Origin of the sequence: Actinoplanes sp. NPDC049118, from assembly GCF_040648555.1 — a bacterium.
Lineage (GTDB): Bacteria > Actinomycetota > Actinomycetes > Mycobacteriales > Micromonosporaceae > Actinoplanes.
Map to the genome: position 1 here is coordinate 12,967 of NZ_JBEZDY010000046.1, position 17,468 is coordinate 30,434.

Genomic DNA, 17,468 nt, shown 5'->3' on the forward strand with positions numbered 1-17,468 from the left:
CAGTGAACGGTGCGCCACGCCTCAGTTCGCCGGATACGTGTCTGGGCTTCGGGCTGCGGAAGGGGACGCCGGAACAGGCCAGAGGCCGTACGGCCGATCGGGTGTGCGACCCGTGAGTGAGATGGGAAGGATCGACTCTCGGAAGCCGACCGCGCCACCAGGAACCGCGGTGGCAGGCAGGTCGAAGAAGACGAGCCCGGTTGCCCAACCGCCGGCCGGGATGACGTACGAGGTGAACTCGCCCCGTCGGCCTTGAGGACTCGGTTTATAGCTCGCGCCGCCGGCGTCGGTGAAGAGGAAGTCCCAGAGGCTGGCCGATCCTGCGCATCCTGAGCTGACGACCTGGGCGCGGACGACCAACCAGACCCGGTCGTCGTCTCTGCCGGCCACACCGATCGAACTGATCGTGTACCGCAAGCTGTTATAGGCGATCGCCTCACCAAGGCGAGCGGTCGCCGGGATGCTCGCACGGGGTGGAGGCGGGGTGCACTGCTCATCAGGGTCGCTGATGACCATGACGTCGGAGACAACCAGGCCTTGAAAACCGTCTAGATCAAAGAGAGCGGCCGGATCGCCGAGGGCGACAGAGCTCGGGGCGTCGGAGATCTCGGTCACGGGCGGTACGGACGCCGACGACCCGCCGAGTGCCAGCGCGCAGGCGGCTCCCGCGCAAATCCACAGCTTCCTCATGTCGTACGGCTCATCGGCGGCCGATGCGCCTACATGAGCAGCCTTCGCAAGCACCTGCGGGAGCTTCGCCCGGCGAGGGGTAGTCGATCAGGTCCGGCGATGACGCCGAAATGCGCGAGGGTGCCGGAGCCGACGGCGGGACCATCGCCTCGACGTCGACCGGGTCGGCCAGGCCGATATCGGTGCAGGCCGAAGACGGCGGCGTGCGCCGGCGTGTCCAGGTGCACGCCACTGCCCAGCCCCGGCAGATCTCGTCGGGTAATCTGATGCCCGCGGGCTGCTAGCTCAATGGCAGAGCTGAGGACTTTTAATCCTTAGGTTCGGGGTTCGAATCCCCGGCGGCCCACCCTGCTGACCTGTGGTTTCCCGCCGTCCGGCTGTCCGGTGTGGTGCGTGGACGCTTGTTGGTCACTCGTTGTCGCTTGGACCGTTTCGTACGCATTTGAGTGTCGCGTTGCCTTGTTGAGGCCCCCTGACCTGCGGATTTGCCGCCGGCAGCGTTGTTAGCGCGGGGTGGTGTGGTGGACGTCTGGGCGAGCCGCGGCGGTGGTCCGGGCCGACGGCGCCGGTTCTTGGCGGTCATCCTGGCGTGGGCGTTGCGGGCCGTGGTGAGGATGAGGCGGGCGGTGACTTCGGCGGCCTTGTGCTGGGCGGCGGGCAGCACGCTGGTGTAGGTGTCGGCGGTCAGCACGATGCTGGCATGCCCGAGTTGGCCCTGGACGGTCTTGAGGTCGGCGCCGGCGGCGTGGGCGAGGCTGGCCGCCCCGTGGCGCAGGTCGTGCAGCCGGACCGGTGGTAGGCCGCACAGGTCGGTCAGGAAGCGAAGGCGTCTCGTGAAGTGGTTCGGGTGGAACGGCAGACCGTCCGGGCGGGTGAACACGTACCCGGAGGCCCGCCAGGTGCGGCCGGTGAGCAGGTAGTGGGCGCGTTGGCGGCGCAGGTGGGCGCGGAGCACGGTGACGGTGCGCCGGTCAGCTGCCGGGCGTCGAGATCGACGTCGTACCAGCGCAGACCGGCGGTCTCACCCCGGCGCAGACCGCGGAGGGCGATCAGCCACTACAGAGGGTAGAGCGGATCCTCTGCGACGAACGCGAGGAACTCCGTCAGCTGCGCCGGGAGCCAGACCGCGACGCCGGGGCGGACGCCGTCGGCGTGCCATTCCTCATCGCGCCCCTCGGTCCAGACCACCGCCTGGGGCTGGCGCCCGGCCGGCATCTCGACCCGGCGGGCAGGATTGTCGGTGATCATCCCTTCGCGGATCGCGGCGTTGTAGGCGGCGCGCAGGGTTGCCCGGATGCGTTGCAGGGTGGCCGGCGAGCGGGGCAGCCCGGCCGGAGTGCTGCCGTTGGGCGGGCGTCGTTGACCGACGGCGCTTCGCGGCAGGAGACATCACGCTTGCGACGCGGACCGTCACAAGCGTCACGCTTCGATCCTCAGGCTGCGATCAGCGGCGCCAGGTACGGGTGGTGGTCTTCGTGACGTTGCCGGCCTTGTCGTAGCCGCGAATCTGGATCTTGATCTTCTTGCCGTACTTCTTCGGGTTGACGGAGAAGGCGTATGACGCCTTGGTGTCCGTGGCGATGACCCTGCCGTTGATCAGCAGCTCGACCCTGTTGATGCCGTTGCGGTCGGTGGCGGAGACGGTGACCTTGACCGTCTTGCTGACCTTCGCGCCGTTGCCGGGTGCCTTGGTGATCTTCACTTTCGGCTTGGTGTTGTCGACGATGACGACCCGCTTGGCGGTGCTCTGGTTACCCAGTCGGTCGGTGAGTGTCCAGGTCAGCGTGCGCGGTCCGTCCTTGCCGGCGGAGGCGAACACGGTGAAGGGCGCATTGTTCACGGCGGTGGCATCCAGCAGATACGCCTCGCGGATGCCGGACGGGTCTGCGCCCTTCACGGTGGTCTTGAATTGACCGCCTCGGACGAGAGCCCGGTTGGCTGGGGTGATCGAGGTGATCGTCGGGCCGGTGTTGTCGATGACGATGTTGCGCGTCGCCGTCGCGCGGTGCCCGAGGATGTCGTGGGCGCGGACCTCCAATAGGGCGGTGCCGTTGGCCAGGCCGGTGTCCCAGTCGAAATAGGGCGTCGGGTAGGACCCCGATGAGGGAACGGGATACGTCGAACGCAACGTCCCGTCTACCCACCATTCGACCCTGTCGAGCGGTGAGGGGCCGTCGACCAGTGCGGTCAGCCGGGCTTTGCCGCTGATGCGTCCGTCCACGACGGCGTGATCCGCCTGCTGCGGGAACTGCAGCCCGGAGATGGTCGGCCCGGTGTTGTCGATGCCGTAGAAGCCGTAGGCGAAGGAGACGTTGCCGACTTTGTCAGTGAGCTCGAAGTGGACGTGGGTGTCCCCGGTGCGCCCGGTCGTGTCCCACGTCATGGACCACGGTGCGGCCGTGGCCTTCGCCACCTCCCGGCCGCTCGCGTGGTCAAACAGCACGATCTGCGCGAGATCGCTCGACACGTCGGTCGCGGTGAAGGTGACCACCCCGCCGATGAAGGACTCGAACGGCGGCGACAGGGTGGCGTTCGGGCCCTGGGTGTCCACACGGACACGGCTCGTCGCCTCGCCCTGGTTGCCCGCCGCATCGAACGCCCGGATGGTGACGTCCGCCTCGGTGTCATGCAGATTGGCGGGCACCGCCAGGTAAACGCCCTGGTCCCACTGACCCGGCAGGTAGCTCCGCAGGACCGCGCCGTTGAGGACGACCTCCACCCGAGTAACGCCGGTGTCGTCCGCCCAGCTCGGACGAAGCCGCTGGCCTCGCCCGACGACCTGGCCGTCCACGAGACCGGTGGAGGTGACGACCGGTGAGGCGACGTCGACGGGCGGGTCGGCGGCAAAGGCGGGCGCCGGCCCCCACATGACCAAGGAGCCGAGCAACCCGGCTGTCGTGATGAGACGAAGTCTGCCCATAGCGCCCGGACCCCCGTAGTCGTGATTGCCGCCCGGACGATACGTGAGTTGATTATCAACTGTCGATCCCGCTCGCCCGACCTGCTCGTTCACCGACGACAGAGATGGCTGCCGCGGCTGCTACCTGTTCACCCATCAGGATGGGCGGCCGGTGCGGCCGGACGGCTCACCCACCGATTCCGTGCCCTGGTGCGCATCTGGAGCTGCCGCCGGCTATGGCACGGCGCGGCCAGCCTTGCGGGTGTGGCGGGCGTCGAGCTGAAGGCGATTCAGCACGACCTGGGGCACTCCAGCGCGGTCAAGACTGCGGACATGTATTGGACGGTGTTTCGGGAGCTGGCGCACAGCGCCGTCGCTGCGACGGCGGCATTGCTGCGGTCGCGCGCCCGGCTCAGGTTGAATCTGGGCGCGGCTTCACAAGCTTGAGGGGGCGGCGGTAGGGAAGGGTGCTGCGAGCGGGCTCCGCCGTCAGCTGCGTTGGCAAGTCGCCAGGTCCTCGAGGAGGAGCGGTCGCCCCTGCAGCCGGCTGGTGCGGTGCGTCGGCGTCTGGCTGCGGTTCCATGTCGACGAAGCGCCGGGTAGGCGGGTAGGTCGTGGGCGGCCCGCTGCTTCTCGCGGACCCACGCCCCGGACCGGCCGAGTTGATGCGTGTGTCTGTTCACATTCGTGGCTCGGCGGCGAACCGCCTTGCGGGTGATCGTCCGTCCTCTATATCGTTTCGCTGGTCGGCGACTTTGCCGGGGAGTGTTTGTCTCCTCGGGGCAGCGCTGAGAACACGGGGGATGTTGATGACGCACGCCCGGCGGCCGTACGGCCGCCATTTCGCCCTGTCCGTGACCGGCGTGATTCGTCCGTTGGCGGCCTCGGTGGCCGCGATGACGATCGTGGCCGCGGTCGCGTTCATCGCACAGCCGGCGTCGGCCGCGCGGCCGCCGGTCGCCGTGCCCGCGGCGGATCCGACCGAGGCGGCGGACCAGGCCACCGCGATGCGCCTCGCATGGAAGAGCCGCAAGCCGGTGGAGATCCTGGGCGAGCGGACCGAGTCGTCGGAGACCTTCGCGTTGCCCGACGGCACACTCCGGTCCCGGCAGCACGCCTCCCCGATTCGCGTGCGGCGCGGCGCGAAGTGGGTCCCGGTGAAGCCGGATCTGAAGGTCGTCGACGGTGTCGTGGTGCCGGAGGCGACGACGTTGGACGTGCGGTTCTCCAACGGGGGTGGCGGTCCGCTGCTGACTGTCGTGCGGGATGGGCGATCGCTGGCCATGTCCTGGCCGAGCCCGTTTCGCAAGCACAAGCCCGTGCTCTCCGGTAGCACGGCCACCTACCGGGAGGTGCTTCCCGGCGTTGACCTGCGGCTGAGCGCTTACGTCGACTCGTTCAGCGAGGTTCTGGTCGTCAAGACCCCGACCGCCGCGGACAATCCTGATCTGCGGGCGCTTCGCTTCGGCCTCGCTACTCAGGGCGTGGCGGTGCAGAGCGGCGCGGACGGTTTCATCAAGGCGGTGACGCCGTCGGGTGAGCCGGTCTTCGTGTCCGACGGCGCCCGGATGTGGGACAAGCCGCAGCAGGCGGCGATGGTCGCGGCGCAGAAGGCGCGGGTCCTCGGCGCGGATCCGCCGCCAGCGGTGCTGCCGCAGGACCCGGAGCCGCGGCGGATCGAGGACGTGCCGGTCCATCTGGACGGTGACTCGCTGACGGTGGTGCCGTCGCAGGCGATGCTGACCGATCCCGCCACCGTGTATCCGGTGTCGATCGACCCCGGCTTCAACGGAGGCAAGGAGATCTGGACGCACGTCAGCCGTAAGAACCCCACCAAGTCGTACTGGAGTGACAGCTCCACGCGGGGCGACATGCGGGTCGGGCAGCTCTGGCAGGGTTCCTCGGACGACGACTGGCGCACGATCGTGCAGTTCGACGTGAACAAGCTCAAGGGCGCGACCATCAAGAAGGCGCACGTGCTGGTCAACGTGCGGCACAGCGCGAGTTGCTCGCCGACGCCGTTCCAGTTGTGGCGGACCAACTGGGTCGACAAGTCGGCGGCGGTGACCTGGAACAGCACCAAGGACAAAACCTGGAAGGTCCTGGGCTCCGTCAACGCGACCGCGAACAAGAGCGCCTGCCCGAAGGGCAACGACGAGGTGAGGTTCGCCCAGACCGCAGTCCGCGACGACTTCCAGAACGGTGCGAGGGCGGGGCTCGGGACGATCACCCTCGCGTTTCGCGCCAAGAGCGAGTCGGACGACTACCAGTGGAAGAAGCTGGTGCCCGATTCGGCGTACCTCGACGTCGAGTACAACCACACCCCCGGCAAGCCGGGAAGCCTGGCGTTCAGCCCGTGCTACGCCGCATGCAGTAACGGCACCGCGGTCACCTCATCGAAGCGGCCGACGCTGAGCATGAAGGCCGCGGACGCCGACGGCGGCACGCTGCGCTACGAGTACGAGGTCTACGCCGCCGACAAGACGACCCGCAAGGCCTCGTCGGGTACCACGGTCACCGGCGTTGCCAGTAACAGCCAGCGTGGCTGGACCCTGAAGTCCGATCTGGCGGACGGGCAGTACTACTGGCGCGGTAAGGCCTGCGACAGCTACCTCTGTGGCTCGTACTCGGACTGGTTCGGCTTCAAGGTTGACACGGCGAACCCGAAGAATCCGACGGTCACCAGCGAGAAGTACCCGACGACAGGCTGGAACGGCGGGCCGGGTGTGCCCGGCGTGTTCATCTTCCGGCCCGGCACCTCCACGGACGCGGTGAAGACCTACTCGTACTCGCTCAACGGCGGTACCGAGACGCAGGTATCGCCGCCCGCCAGCGGTGTGCTGGAGCGGACGCTCACGCCGAGCAAGGACCTGGTCAACACGCTGCGGGTGAAGGCGATCGACACCGCCGGCAACGTGTCCGGAGCCGTCGACTACGTGTTCAAGGTGCGGCCGGTCGGCGAGGCCTGGTACTGGTCGCTCGACGAGGGCGCCGGAACGGCCGCCGCGTCGGCGCCGGAGAACAACCGTCCCGCCGCCGTGTCGGGCGCCGGGGTGACCTGGTCGGAGGCCGGCAAGCGCGGCGAGTCTGCCGCGACCTTCGCCGGTGCCGGCGAGCTCGGCACATCCTCGACGGTGTTCGACACGCTGGCCCCGGCGGGCTTCACCGTCGCGGCCTGGGTGCGGTTGCCCGCGCCGCCGGCCACGGACGAATCCGATCCGGGCACCGACCCGGGATCGGAACCGGATCCTGGAACCGGTGACAACCCCGACGAGGAGCAGACCCCGCCCGACGATGAGCAGGCCGACCTGCCCGCGCCGTTGCCGGCGGGCAATCAGGTGGCGGTTTCGCAGGACGGCGTGAACACCTCGATGTTCAAGCTCGGCTACCGCACAGACCGGGATGTCGACGCCGACGGCGTCAACGATCCCGCCTGGTGCTTCTCGGTCGCCGCCGCCGACGTCGCAGCCGCCGCGACGACCGACGCCTGCACCGCCAGCTATGTCGAGGCCGGTGCCTGGGTGCATCTGGTCGGCATCGTGAATCCCGCCCTCAACCGGATCCAGCTCTATGTCAACGGCATCCCGACGGCTGACGGGGTACTGGCGGAGAAGGCCGGTACCGCGACCTGGGAGGCGACCGGCAGGTTCGCGATCGGCCGCGGCTGGAACGTCGGCCCGAGTGACCGGTGGGTCGGCGAGGTCGACGAAGTACACGCGACTCCACGGGTCTGGTCGAAACACGAGATCGCTGAGAAGGCGCAGGCCGAGGACCTGCCCGCAGCCTGACGCTGACCGGATCGGCCCCGTCGCGGGTCTGCGATGGGGGCCGGTGACGCCGCGACCGACGTGTATTCGAATGATTGAGCCGGTTCGGGCCGGTGCACGGGGACTGCCGCGGCATGCGGCTGAAGGAGACTGGTGTGACGGCGAACTTCGCTAATGTGCGTGCCGCTCGGCGTGACCGCGCCGCAGGCGTCCGACCGCTGCGGGCCTTGCTCGCCGTGGTGCTCGCTGTGGGCGTCGTTGGGCAGCTGCCGGCCACCCCGGCGGCCGCGGCCGGGGCCGCCACGACCCCGACGGATGTCAAGGGCATCAAGGTGGCGCCGGTGGTGGCGAAGCCGCTACCGGAGTACACCGCGGAGTCCCGGGAGCTGACCGAGGCGGACCTGCCGCCGGATCCGGAGGTTCCGGCCGGTGCGCAGACGGTCGCGCTGACTGCGCAGTCGGCAGCGCCGGTACAAGTCGGCAAGCTGCGGGTCTCCGTCACGGCTCCGGCCGCGGTTTCGCGGTCGGCGGTGGCCGGTCGTGACGGTGCGGTGAGCAAGGTGCGGGTGAGCGCGCTCAGCCGTGCGGAGGCGGGCGCGCTGGGGGTTCGCGGTCTCGTCGTACGCGTCGCACGTGCCGACGGCGCCCAGCAGGCCGGTCAGGCGAAGCTCGCGGTCGACTACCGCTCGGTGGCGGGCATGTTCGGCCGCGACGCGTTGAGCAGGCTGCGGTTGGTGCGGCTCGCCGACGGTCAGCCCGTCCGGTCGGTGAACAACACGCGCGCCGGTACGGTCACCGCCACCGTTCCGCTGGCCGCGGCTGGCGCCGTGTCCTCGTTCGCGCTGGCGGCGGCGCCAGCGGGTGAGAACGGCGACTACAAGGCGACCACGTTGACGGCGGCGTCGACGTGGCAGGTGTCGCAGCAGAACGGTGCGTTCGCGTGGTCGTACCCGATCAAGACGCCGCCGCCGCCCGGTGGCATGGCGCCGGACCTGAAGCTGAGTTACTCGTCGGCGTCGATCGACGGCCGAACCTCGGGCAACAACACCCAGGGCTCGTGGATCGGTGACGGTTGGTCCCTCGAACCCGGCTACATCGAACGCAGCTACCGCTCGTGCTCCGACGACCGAGGCGAGCAGGACGGTAAGGCGCCCAACAACAAGGACGTGGTCGGCGACGACCAGTGCTGGTTCGACGACAACGCGACCATGTCCTTCAACGGCGCGTCGACCGAGCTGGTCAAGGATGCGGGCACCGACAGCGGGCCGGGCGACACGAACGTGCGCTATCGGGGCGTGGCGGACGACGGCTCCCGGATCGAGCAGCTCAAGGGCGGCGTCGACAACGGCGACGAGGACAAGACCTACTGGCGCGTCACGACGGTCGACGGCACCCAGTACTACTTCGGCCGGGGCAAGGCCACCGGCGGCACCTCATCCGGTTACGACACCAAGTCCACCTGGACGCTCCCGGTCTTCGGAAACCACCCCAGCGATCCCGGCTACGACAGTGACTTCGCCAAGTCGCGGGTGACCCGGGCCTGGCGCTGGAACCTCGACTACGCGGTCGACCCGAACCGCAACACGATCACCTACTTCTACGCCAAAGAATCCGGCGCGTACGCGCGTGAGGGTGACAAGGACAAGCGGACCACCTACGACCGGGCCGGGCACCTGGTCAAGGCCGAGTACGGCAGCCGAAGCGACGACGCGGCCACGGTGCATCCGGTGAACCGGGTCCTGTTCGACACCGCCGACCGCTGCATCGGCAAGTGCCGCACCGGCGAGGGCAAGCCGATCGCGAAGCGGTTCCCGGACACGCCGTGGGACCAGTACTGCGACAAGGCACCGTGTGAAACGCAGTACTCCCCGACGTTCTGGACCAACGTGCGCCTGGACAAGGTCCGTACCCAGGTCTACTCCGGCAGCGGCGACGACTACACCACCGTCGACAGCTATGCCCTCAAGCACGCCTACCTGCAGGCGGGCGGTAACGAGAGCACGCCGATGTGGCTGAAGAGCGTCCAACACACCGGCCACGTGACCAGCGCCGGCGGTCCGGCGGTCACCGACCCGGCCGTCGTGTTCAACCCCAACGCCGACGTGATGCCCAACCGGGTGAACACGCCGAATGGTCACTCGAGCCTGTTCCGCAACCGGGTCCAGTCGATCACCACCGAGTCCGGCGCGCAGATCGGCGTCACCTACTCCAAGCCCGAGTGCGACACCATCACGCTGCCCAAGCCGTGGGCGAACACCAAGCGGTGTTTCCCGCAGTACTACGCCGCCGAGGGCGAAGACTCGAAGATCGACTGGTTCAACAAGTACGTCGTGACCCGCGTCGACGTGTACGACAACACCGGCGGCTTCGAACACCAGCAGACCAACTACGACTACCTCGACGCGCCGGCGTGGGCGTACGACAACTCGGCCCTGGTGAAGCCGAAGAAGCGCACCTGGGGTCAGTTCCGCGGCTACGGCCGGGTGCAGATCCGTACCGGTCTCGAATCCGAGGTGCAGTCCCGCACGGAGTACCGCTACTTCCGCGGGATGAACGGCGACCCGCAACCCGTCGATGGTGCGCTGCCGCCCAAGGGCACGCCGCGCGCCGTGCAGGTCGAGGACTCCTTCGGGGGCAAGGTCACCGACCACGAAGCCTTCACGGGCATGCTGCGCGAGCAGATCGACTTTAACGGCACCGAGTGGATCTCAGGAACCCTCAGCACCCCGGTGGCGCAGGGGCCGACAGCCACCGCCGGGCCGTTGAAGGCCTGGCGCACCCACGTCGAGACCGAACGCAGGCGGACCAAGCTGTCGACCGGCGGCACCCGCTGGACCCAGACCGTCACCAAGGTCAACGACGACAACCTCGTCGCCGAGGTCAACGACCTCGGCGACGAGGCCAACGCTGGCGACGACCGCTGCACCCGCACCGAGTACGCCCGCAACGCGGACGCGTGGATGCTGGACCGGGTCAAGCGCAAAGTCGCCGTCGGCGTCGGATGCGGCGCGGACAGCACGACCCAGGACGTGCTCAACGACATCCGCACCTACTACGACGACCCCGACACCTACGGGGCCGCGCCCACCCGAGGCCTGCCCGTCCGCGTCGTCCAGGTCGACCGGTTCGACGGAACAACACCGGTCTTCGTCGATGCGAGCCGCACCGGCTATGACGCCATCGGCCGCGCCGTCCGGCAAACCGATGCGCTCGGGCACGTGACCAAGACCGACTTCACCCCGGCATCCGGTGGCCCGGTGACCCAGACCAAGGTCACCGACGCCCTGGGGCTGACGGCGACGCAGACGTTCAACCCGGCGCTCGGCGTACCCGTCAAGGTGACCGACACCAACGGCCTGGTCACCGAGTCGGCATTCGACGGCGACGGCCGGCTGCTGGCGGTGTGGGCGCCCGGACGCGACCGGGCTACGTTCAAGAACGACCCGTCGGTCAGCTACGCCTACAAGCTAAGCAAGGACGCCCCGAGCTCGGTCATCACGAAGAATCTGATGCCGGCCGGGACGAGGTACTACCGCACGACGGTCGCGCTGTACGACGGCATGCTGCGGCTGCGCCAGACCCAGACGCAGACCCTCGCCGGTGGCCGGGCCCTGGTCGACACCGTCTACAACTCGCGCGGCCTGGTCGACTGGGCCAGCAGCGCGTACTACGACATCGACAACACGGCCCCGAACACCACGTTGGTGACCCCGGTACGCCGTCCCGAGATCCCGGCGCTGACCGCGAACGTCTACGACGGTGCCGGCCGTATCACCGACGCCATTTTCAAGATCGCCGGTGATGAGGCGTGGCGCACCCACACCGGCTACGCAGGGGAGCGGACCAGCGTCACCCCACCCAACGGCGGCATCGCCACCACCTCGATCACCGACCCCCGCGGCAACCTCGCCGAGCTGCGTCAGTACAAGGACCCGGCAAACGTAGGCAGCGACGACGCCGCGCTCTTCGAACGCACCACCTACCGATACACCAACCGCGACGAGCTCGCCTCGGTCACCGGACCCGGCAACAACACCTGGAGGTACCGCTACGACCTGCGCGGCCACAAGGTCTACACCGAAGACCCTGACACCGGCATCTTCACCAGCGGGTACGACGCCACAGGTCAGCTGAGCTGGAACAAGGACGCACGCGGCAAGGCTCTGTATTACGCCTACGACGACCTGGGCCGCAAGAAGACCGTGCGGCAGGGCGCAGCGGACGGCCGCAAGCTCAACGAATGGGTCTACGACACCCTCCCGAAGGGCGTCGGCAAGCTGACCAGCGCCACCCGCTACGAATACGACGGCGCGGGTAACGCTTCCGCCTACGTCACCGCGACCACCGGCTACGACACCGCGGGCCGGCCCAAGGGCACCTCGGTGACAGTCCCGAGCACCGACAGCGGACTGTGCATCTCCGGCGAGGCCAACCCGTGCACCTACACCCAGACCCTCGGCTACCGGCCCAACGGCACCCTGGAGAAGATCACCACCCCCGCCGTCGCCGGCCTTCCCGCCGAAACGGTCACCACGCTGTTCAACGAGATCGGCCTGCCCGACGGGCTGTTCGGAAAGCAGCTCTACGCCCAGGAGATCGTCTACAACCAGCTCGACCAGCTCATCGGACAGAACCTCGGCGAACACGGCGCCCGCGTCGCACTGACCTACGGCTACGACGACGCGACCGGCCGCAAGAAGACGTTCAACGCCGTCCCGGAACTGAAGAACGACATCTACAACCTGAGCTACAACCACAACGACGCCGGCACCATCACGTCGATCACCGACACCCCCGACGGCGGCCAGGCCGCCGACACCCAGTGCTTCCAGTACGACCACCTCAAGCAACTGACCGAAGCCTGGTCACAGGCGGCCGCGACATGCCTGGCCACGGTCACCGCCGCTGCCGTAGGCGGACCGGCGTCGTACTGGCGGTCCTACACCTACGACCCTTCCGGCAACCGCAAGACCGAGGTCGCCCACCAGACGACCAGCACCACTCGCACCTACGCGTACCCGGCCTCAGGCGGCGGCCCCGGCAGCAAGCCCCACGCGGTCACCTCCGTGGCCGCAACCGGCGGCAGCAGCGTCACCCAGCAGTTCGCCTACGACGCGTCCGGAAACACGCTCTGCCGCCCCACCGGCACCGCGGCGAACGTCTGCGCCGCCGACGGCACCGCCGGAACCGGAAGCCAGGCACTCGCCTGGAACGACGAAGGCAAGCTCAGCACCAGCACCGACAGCACCGGTGTCACCAGCTACACCTACGACACAGACGGCGGCCGGCTCATCCGCCGCGACCCCACCGGAGCCACCCTCTACCTGCCCGGCGGCCTCGAGATCCGCAAGCCCAAGACCGGCAACGCGGTGGGCACCCGTTACTACAGCCACGCCGGCTCAACCATCGCAGTCCGCACCCCAAGCGCGCTGACCTGGATGGTCAACGACCACGAAGGCACCGCCACCGCCACCGTCACAAGCGACGCGAGCCTAACCGTCAACCGGCGACGCACGATGCCGTTCGGCGAGGACCGCGGCACCAAACCCACGACGTGGGCCGGAGACAAGGGCTTCGTCGGAGGAACCCGGGACAACACCGGCCTGACCCACCTCGGCGCCCGCGAATACGACCCCACCCTGGGCCGCTTCATCTCCGCCGACCCGATCATGGACCTCGCCGACCCACAACAGTGGAACGCCTACTCCTACGCCAACAACAGCCCCATCAGCTTCAGCGACCCATCTGGACTCACCCTCGGCTCGGCCGACTGCGCCACCGGCGGAGGCGTAGCCTGCACCGGCAACGAAGGCACCAGCAACGGAAGCACCGGCGGTCCCGGCGGGACAAAGGGCAGCGGGAACAAGGGCAATGGAAACAACGGCGCCGGATCCTCCAGCGGCAATGTCGTCCAAGCGGTACCGGTCGTCGAGCAGAAAGAGAAATGCGGCTGGTTCGCACCCGTCTGCAACGGCTGGCAACGCTCCATGGAATGGGTCCACGAGAACCAGGACACTCTCGCAAAAATCGCCATCGACCTCGCGATGATCGAAGGCGGGGCCTTTGCCATCGAACTCGGCGCTCCGGTCATCCTCGCAAGCTTCGTCGTCTCAGGCGGAACCGGTGGCGCCGCTACCCCAGTGGCCGTACCGGCCCTCGCCCTCGGCGTCGCCGGCGTCGCCGGCGGATCATTGGCCGTCGGGCACGGCGCAAGAAACTTGAACGATCACCTCGACGATCTACACTGGAACAATCAAGCGACCGGTAGCGGCAGGATTTCCGGAAAGGTCAAGGCCTCCCGGACGCCGGTGAACAAGATGTCCTCGAGAATCGATGAGGATTCAATGCTTGTCCGAGAGGCGGAGAAGGCCGCCAAGGACCAGAAAGTCCAGAAGGACTTCGACCATCTCTTCGAGCAGCTCAGCAATGGCAACATGAACCCTGGCAAGGGGACCGAGGCGCTGAAAGGTACCGATGTGAGTTATGCGCGGGGTCAGAATGGCGGCCGGCTTTACTTCCGCAGTACTGACGACAGCATTCAAATCGTCGGAAAGTCTGACAAGAAGAATCAAAATAAGGTGATCCGCCGCCTGGAGGAGCTCTACGGTGGGTGATGCCATCCGTAAGGTAATGATCGGCGATGTTGTGCTCATGCTCTTCCTGGGGGCGGAGGACGACGAGCGCACTGTGGACAACCTGGACGTCCAGGTCAACTACCCGGACGGTGCAAGGTACAGCGCCAGCATCATGACAATTGTTGCGGTGCAACGTATTATGCGCAATCACGAGACCTCTGGGGAGAGTCTCGGCGGCCGGTACTTCAAAGCACACGATCTCGTCATCGTGCAGCGGGGCGGGGTCGTGGAGATCGTTGACCTTGTTCGCGGACTCATCGAAGCCAACGAAGTGAGCTATACGTTCGACGACATCGGCCCAGAGGACTGACGGTTGGACGATGTGCGCAGATCGCCGAACCGTGGGCCACTGCAGGCTGGTGGTCGCCGGAGTTGAACTCCGACTCTTGGGATTGAGAGTCCTCCTTGGGATTCATGTCCCGGCAGCGGCTGAGGACGGGCTGGCCGACGTCCTGGAGCTGCCGGGCCGGAGGCGAAGGCGTGGACGGGTCAAGCGGTGGCCGGAGTGCTGGCTGTCCCTGTCCGAGGAGCGGCTGCGGCCGTCCCACGGTGGAGCAAGCAACCGCTGGCGGTGCAGGTACAGCACCGCGATCGTGGTCTGGCCGAGGGGTCATGACTTACCGGTGCCCAGTTGGCGGCGCTTCTTGACGCATTGGGGCGACCAATGCTTGGAGACTACCGTCAATAAGATCGAGACGGGTGTGCGCCGTGTTGACTTGGATGATTTTGCCACAATCGCGTTGGCACTGAACACCACGCAGAATCGGCTACTACTCAACGATCCGGCCGACCGGCGACACGAGATCGAAATGGCGCCTGGGGCCACGGCAGCTGGCCTTCAGGCTGGGGATGGGTCAACGGAGAGACTCTTCTGTCTGCCCTCGACGTCGTACGGGGGTGAAGGCCGCGTTAGTTTCGTCGCCTCTTGTGACCCGCAGCCTGGACCCGACCGGGGCTGGCCGCGCCCGATGGACGATGCGATGGAAGCCCGTACTGAACGCCTTCGCCATCACGTTCGGTGACCGCTGGCCGGCCGCCGAAACCTACTAACCGAAGAGCCGGAAACACCGATCTTGGTACGGACCCAGACTTTACCGATACGCGGAATGGCGCCAAGATCGAAGTCACGACCGTGGGTGAGGTCCCTAAACACATGGGTCGTGCGGCCAGGAATCCCGACTATTTGCGGACCACCTATGTCCGGTACGGGATGTCTAATGCCCAGTACCATGCGATGCTGGGTGAGATGGGCCGTATGCAGAACGAAGCAGCGATGGGATAGGTGGAACACCGTATGGCCGGCGAACACGTGACCATGCTCGACGAGACCCACCGCGACGAGGACTTCAGCGGACGACGATTCGCATCATGGACCGTCGGGGTCAGCACCTTCGAGCGATGCCGGTTCGAAAACATCAGAGCCGCCGTGGCGAAGCTCGGCGTCGGACCGACGCCGACAGTATTCCGGGACTGCTCCTTCGACGGCTCCCGGTTCACCCGCACGATGCTGGCTCTGCTGCGTTTCGAGCGCTGTACGTTCCGTAATGTCGTGATGCGGAAGTGGATCTCGAACGACGGCGACTTCGTCGACTGCGTGTTCAGCGGCGACCTGCCCGAGCTGACCATCGCCGGGGCTGGCTACCGGTCTTACACCGCGCCCCTGACGCCCAACGAGATCGTGGGAAACGACCTGCGGGACGCGGTGATGCTGGGCGGCAGCTTCCGCGCCGGCGTGGATCTCTCCCGGCAGCGGCTGCCGACCGACCCGCGGCATGTCCTCATCCCGGACCCGGCGACGACTCTGCCCGCGGCGTTCGCGGTGGTGCGCACCTGGGACGAGCGGGATGTCAGGATCAACGCGGAGTCGACACTGGCGGTGCTGCACGAGGACTACCGCAGCGGCCAAGAGCAGCTACTACTCTGCCCTGGCGTCAGGAGCTCGGCTAGCGAGTCCGCCAACGCGCGATTGCTGGAGCTCGTACGTGGACTAGTCAAACCTTAGTGCCCGTCTGGAAACTTGAGTCTGTCGATGGGTGGGCGGTGCGGCGCGTCTGAATGACATGGGTAGGGCCTTGAGGTAGAAGCGCAGGTAACCACACCAAACACGCTCGATCCCTCAAGGCCCTATATGACGTTCTACCTGGTCGGCGGAGCCGGCGCATCCCCGACCCCCACTCTGTCCACCGAGCACCTGCCCAGCAACCGGGTCCGGCGTTATCCGTCGGACACCACCGACGCGGAATGGCAGGTCATCGCCCCGCTGATACCGGCCGGGCACCCGAGTCGTCGCGGCGGGCGCCGGCCGGTGCACTCGCGCCGCGACATCGTCGACGCGATCCGCTACCTCGCCCACAACGGCTGCGTCTGGCGGGCCCTACCCGCAGACTTCCCACCCTGGCAGACCGTCTACGACTACCACGCCCGCTGGAGCACCGACGGCACCGTCAACCACCTACACAACACCCTGCGCGACCAAACCCGCGCCGTCGCCGGCCGCCTGCCCGAGCCGAGCGCGGCGATCATCGACTCGCAGTCAGTCCGCGCCGCCGAGACCGTCGCCCGGGCCAGCCGCGGCTACGACGCCGGCAAGAAAGTCAACGGACGCAAACGCCACATCGCCGTGGACACCATCGGTCTGCTACTCGTCGTCGCGGTCAGCGCCGCCTCGGTGCAGGATCGCCACGCCGGCCGCATCCTGCTCTGGGCCGTACACCATCTGCCGAAGGTGACGATGACCTGGGCCGACAGCGGTTACAGCGGCACCCTCGTCGACTTCGCCGCCGCACTCGGCGTCACCGTCACGATCGTCGCGAAACTCGCCGGGCAGATCGGCTTCCAGGTCCTACCCCGGCGCTGGGTCGTGGAACGGACCCTGTCCTGGATCAGCCGATGCCGACGCACCGTGCGTGACTACGAACGCCTACCCGAACACCACGCCGCGATCGTGCAATGGTCAATGATCATCATCATGAGCCGCCGACTGGCCCGCCATCGACCATGAACGGTTTCCAGACGGGCACTCAGACAGACGAGCACCCACGGAACACCTGCAGTCCACATTGGATGGAACTTCTCGCTGCGGGATTCGCGTTCGCGCAGGTCAAGGGCCGGGTGTCACCCGACTCCCTTGATTCAGCAGATCGTCCTCTGTGGACTTTTAATCCTTAGGTTCGGGGTTCGAATCCCCGGCGGCCCACGGTAATCGGTCTTTGACCTGCAAATATAGAACGATGTCTTATCGATGCATAGTCGGTGGATCGCGCGGGTGGTGCAGCACCTCGACGGCGAAGCGTCGCAGCCGGGCCGCAGGTGCGACGAGGATCAGGCTACGCCGTGCTGACGCTCATCCTGAGCCGGTTGCGTGCGCGGACCTCGGTCAGGTCGGCCACGTCTACGCCCGCCTCGCCGGGAAGGCGCTGCACGGCGGCAATGCTGAGCCAGTCGAGGGCGTTTCGTCGTGGACGATCCGCTCGCGCT

10 protein-coding genes and 2 tRNA genes are annotated in these 17,468 nt (G+C 67.4%); 8 read left to right on the forward strand and 4 right to left on the reverse strand.

From position 1 onward, the window contains the following. Positions 1 to 21: 21 nt before the first annotated feature. Positions 22 to 690, reverse strand: coding sequence for a hypothetical protein (locus AB0B58_RS40700; protein ID WP_360236186.1), 669 nt, complete (start codon positions 688 to 690; stop codon positions 22 to 24). A 274-nt stretch (positions 691 to 964) separates the two neighbouring features. On the opposite strand from AB0B58_RS40700, the gene AB0B58_RS40705 reads away from it, so the two are divergent. After that, positions 965 to 1,036: transfer RNA gene (locus AB0B58_RS40705), tRNA-Lys, on the forward strand. Here the strand turns inward: AB0B58_RS40705 and AB0B58_RS40710 are convergent. The 3 genes from AB0B58_RS40710 to AB0B58_RS40720 all read right to left on the reverse strand — a co-directional run bounded on the left by AB0B58_RS40710 (position 998) and on the right by AB0B58_RS40720 (position 3,703). Then, entirely contained in the window at positions 998 to 1,645 is a 648-nt protein-coding gene (locus tag AB0B58_RS40710; RefSeq protein ID WP_360236233.1) for a tyrosine-type recombinase/integrase, read from the reverse strand. The genes AB0B58_RS40705 and AB0B58_RS40710 overlap by 39 nt on opposite strands. Positions 1,646 to 1,746: 101 nt before the next feature. Beyond that, complete coding sequence (locus AB0B58_RS40715) at positions 1,747 to 1,938, reverse strand: hypothetical protein (protein ID WP_360236189.1); 192 nt, start codon at positions 1,936 to 1,938, stop codon at positions 1,747 to 1,749. Between the two features lie 196 nt (positions 1,939 to 2,134). Then, entirely contained in the window at positions 2,135 to 3,703 is a 1,569-nt protein-coding gene (locus AB0B58_RS40720) for an Ig-like domain-containing protein (protein ID WP_360236192.1), read from the reverse strand. A 96-nt stretch (positions 3,704 to 3,799) separates the two neighbouring features. Here AB0B58_RS40720 and AB0B58_RS40725 point away from each other — a divergent pair, with 96 nt between their 5' ends. The 7 genes from AB0B58_RS40725 (at position 3,800) to AB0B58_RS40755 (ending at position 17,187) form a co-directional block, all read left to right on the forward strand. Further along, on the forward strand, positions 3,800 to 4,036 hold the full coding sequence (locus tag AB0B58_RS40725; RefSeq protein WP_360236195.1) for a hypothetical protein: 237 nt from the start codon (positions 3,800 to 3,802) through the stop codon (positions 4,034 to 4,036). Between the two features lie 167 nt (positions 4,037 to 4,203). Continuing rightward, entirely contained in the window at positions 4,204 to 7,377 is a 3,174-nt protein-coding gene (locus tag AB0B58_RS40730) for a LamG-like jellyroll fold domain-containing protein (protein WP_360236198.1), read from the forward strand. Between the two features lie 227 nt (positions 7,378 to 7,604). After that, positions 7,605 to 13,970, forward strand: coding sequence for an RHS repeat-associated core domain-containing protein (locus tag AB0B58_RS40735; protein ID WP_360236201.1), 6,366 nt, complete (start codon positions 7,605 to 7,607; stop codon positions 13,968 to 13,970). Beyond that, a complete protein-coding gene (locus tag AB0B58_RS40740; protein ID WP_360236204.1) occupies positions 13,963 to 14,301 on the forward strand; it encodes a hypothetical protein in 339 nt (112 codons plus the stop codon). Before AB0B58_RS40735 ends, AB0B58_RS40740 begins: the two co-directional genes overlap by 8 nt. A gap of 984 nt (positions 14,302 to 15,285) precedes the next feature. After that, positions 15,286 to 15,993 (forward strand): hypothetical protein, encoded by a 708-nt coding sequence (locus tag AB0B58_RS40745; RefSeq protein WP_360236207.1) that lies wholly within the window; start codon positions 15,286 to 15,288, stop codon positions 15,991 to 15,993. 126 nt (positions 15,994 to 16,119) lie between these two features. Then, complete coding sequence (locus AB0B58_RS40750; RefSeq protein ID WP_360236210.1) at positions 16,120 to 16,992, forward strand: IS5 family transposase; 873 nt, start codon at positions 16,120 to 16,122, stop codon at positions 16,990 to 16,992. A gap of 103 nt (positions 16,993 to 17,095) precedes the next feature. After that, positions 17,096 to 17,187: transfer RNA gene (locus tag AB0B58_RS40755), tRNA-Lys, on the forward strand. Positions 17,188 to 17,468: the final 281 nt, after the last annotated feature.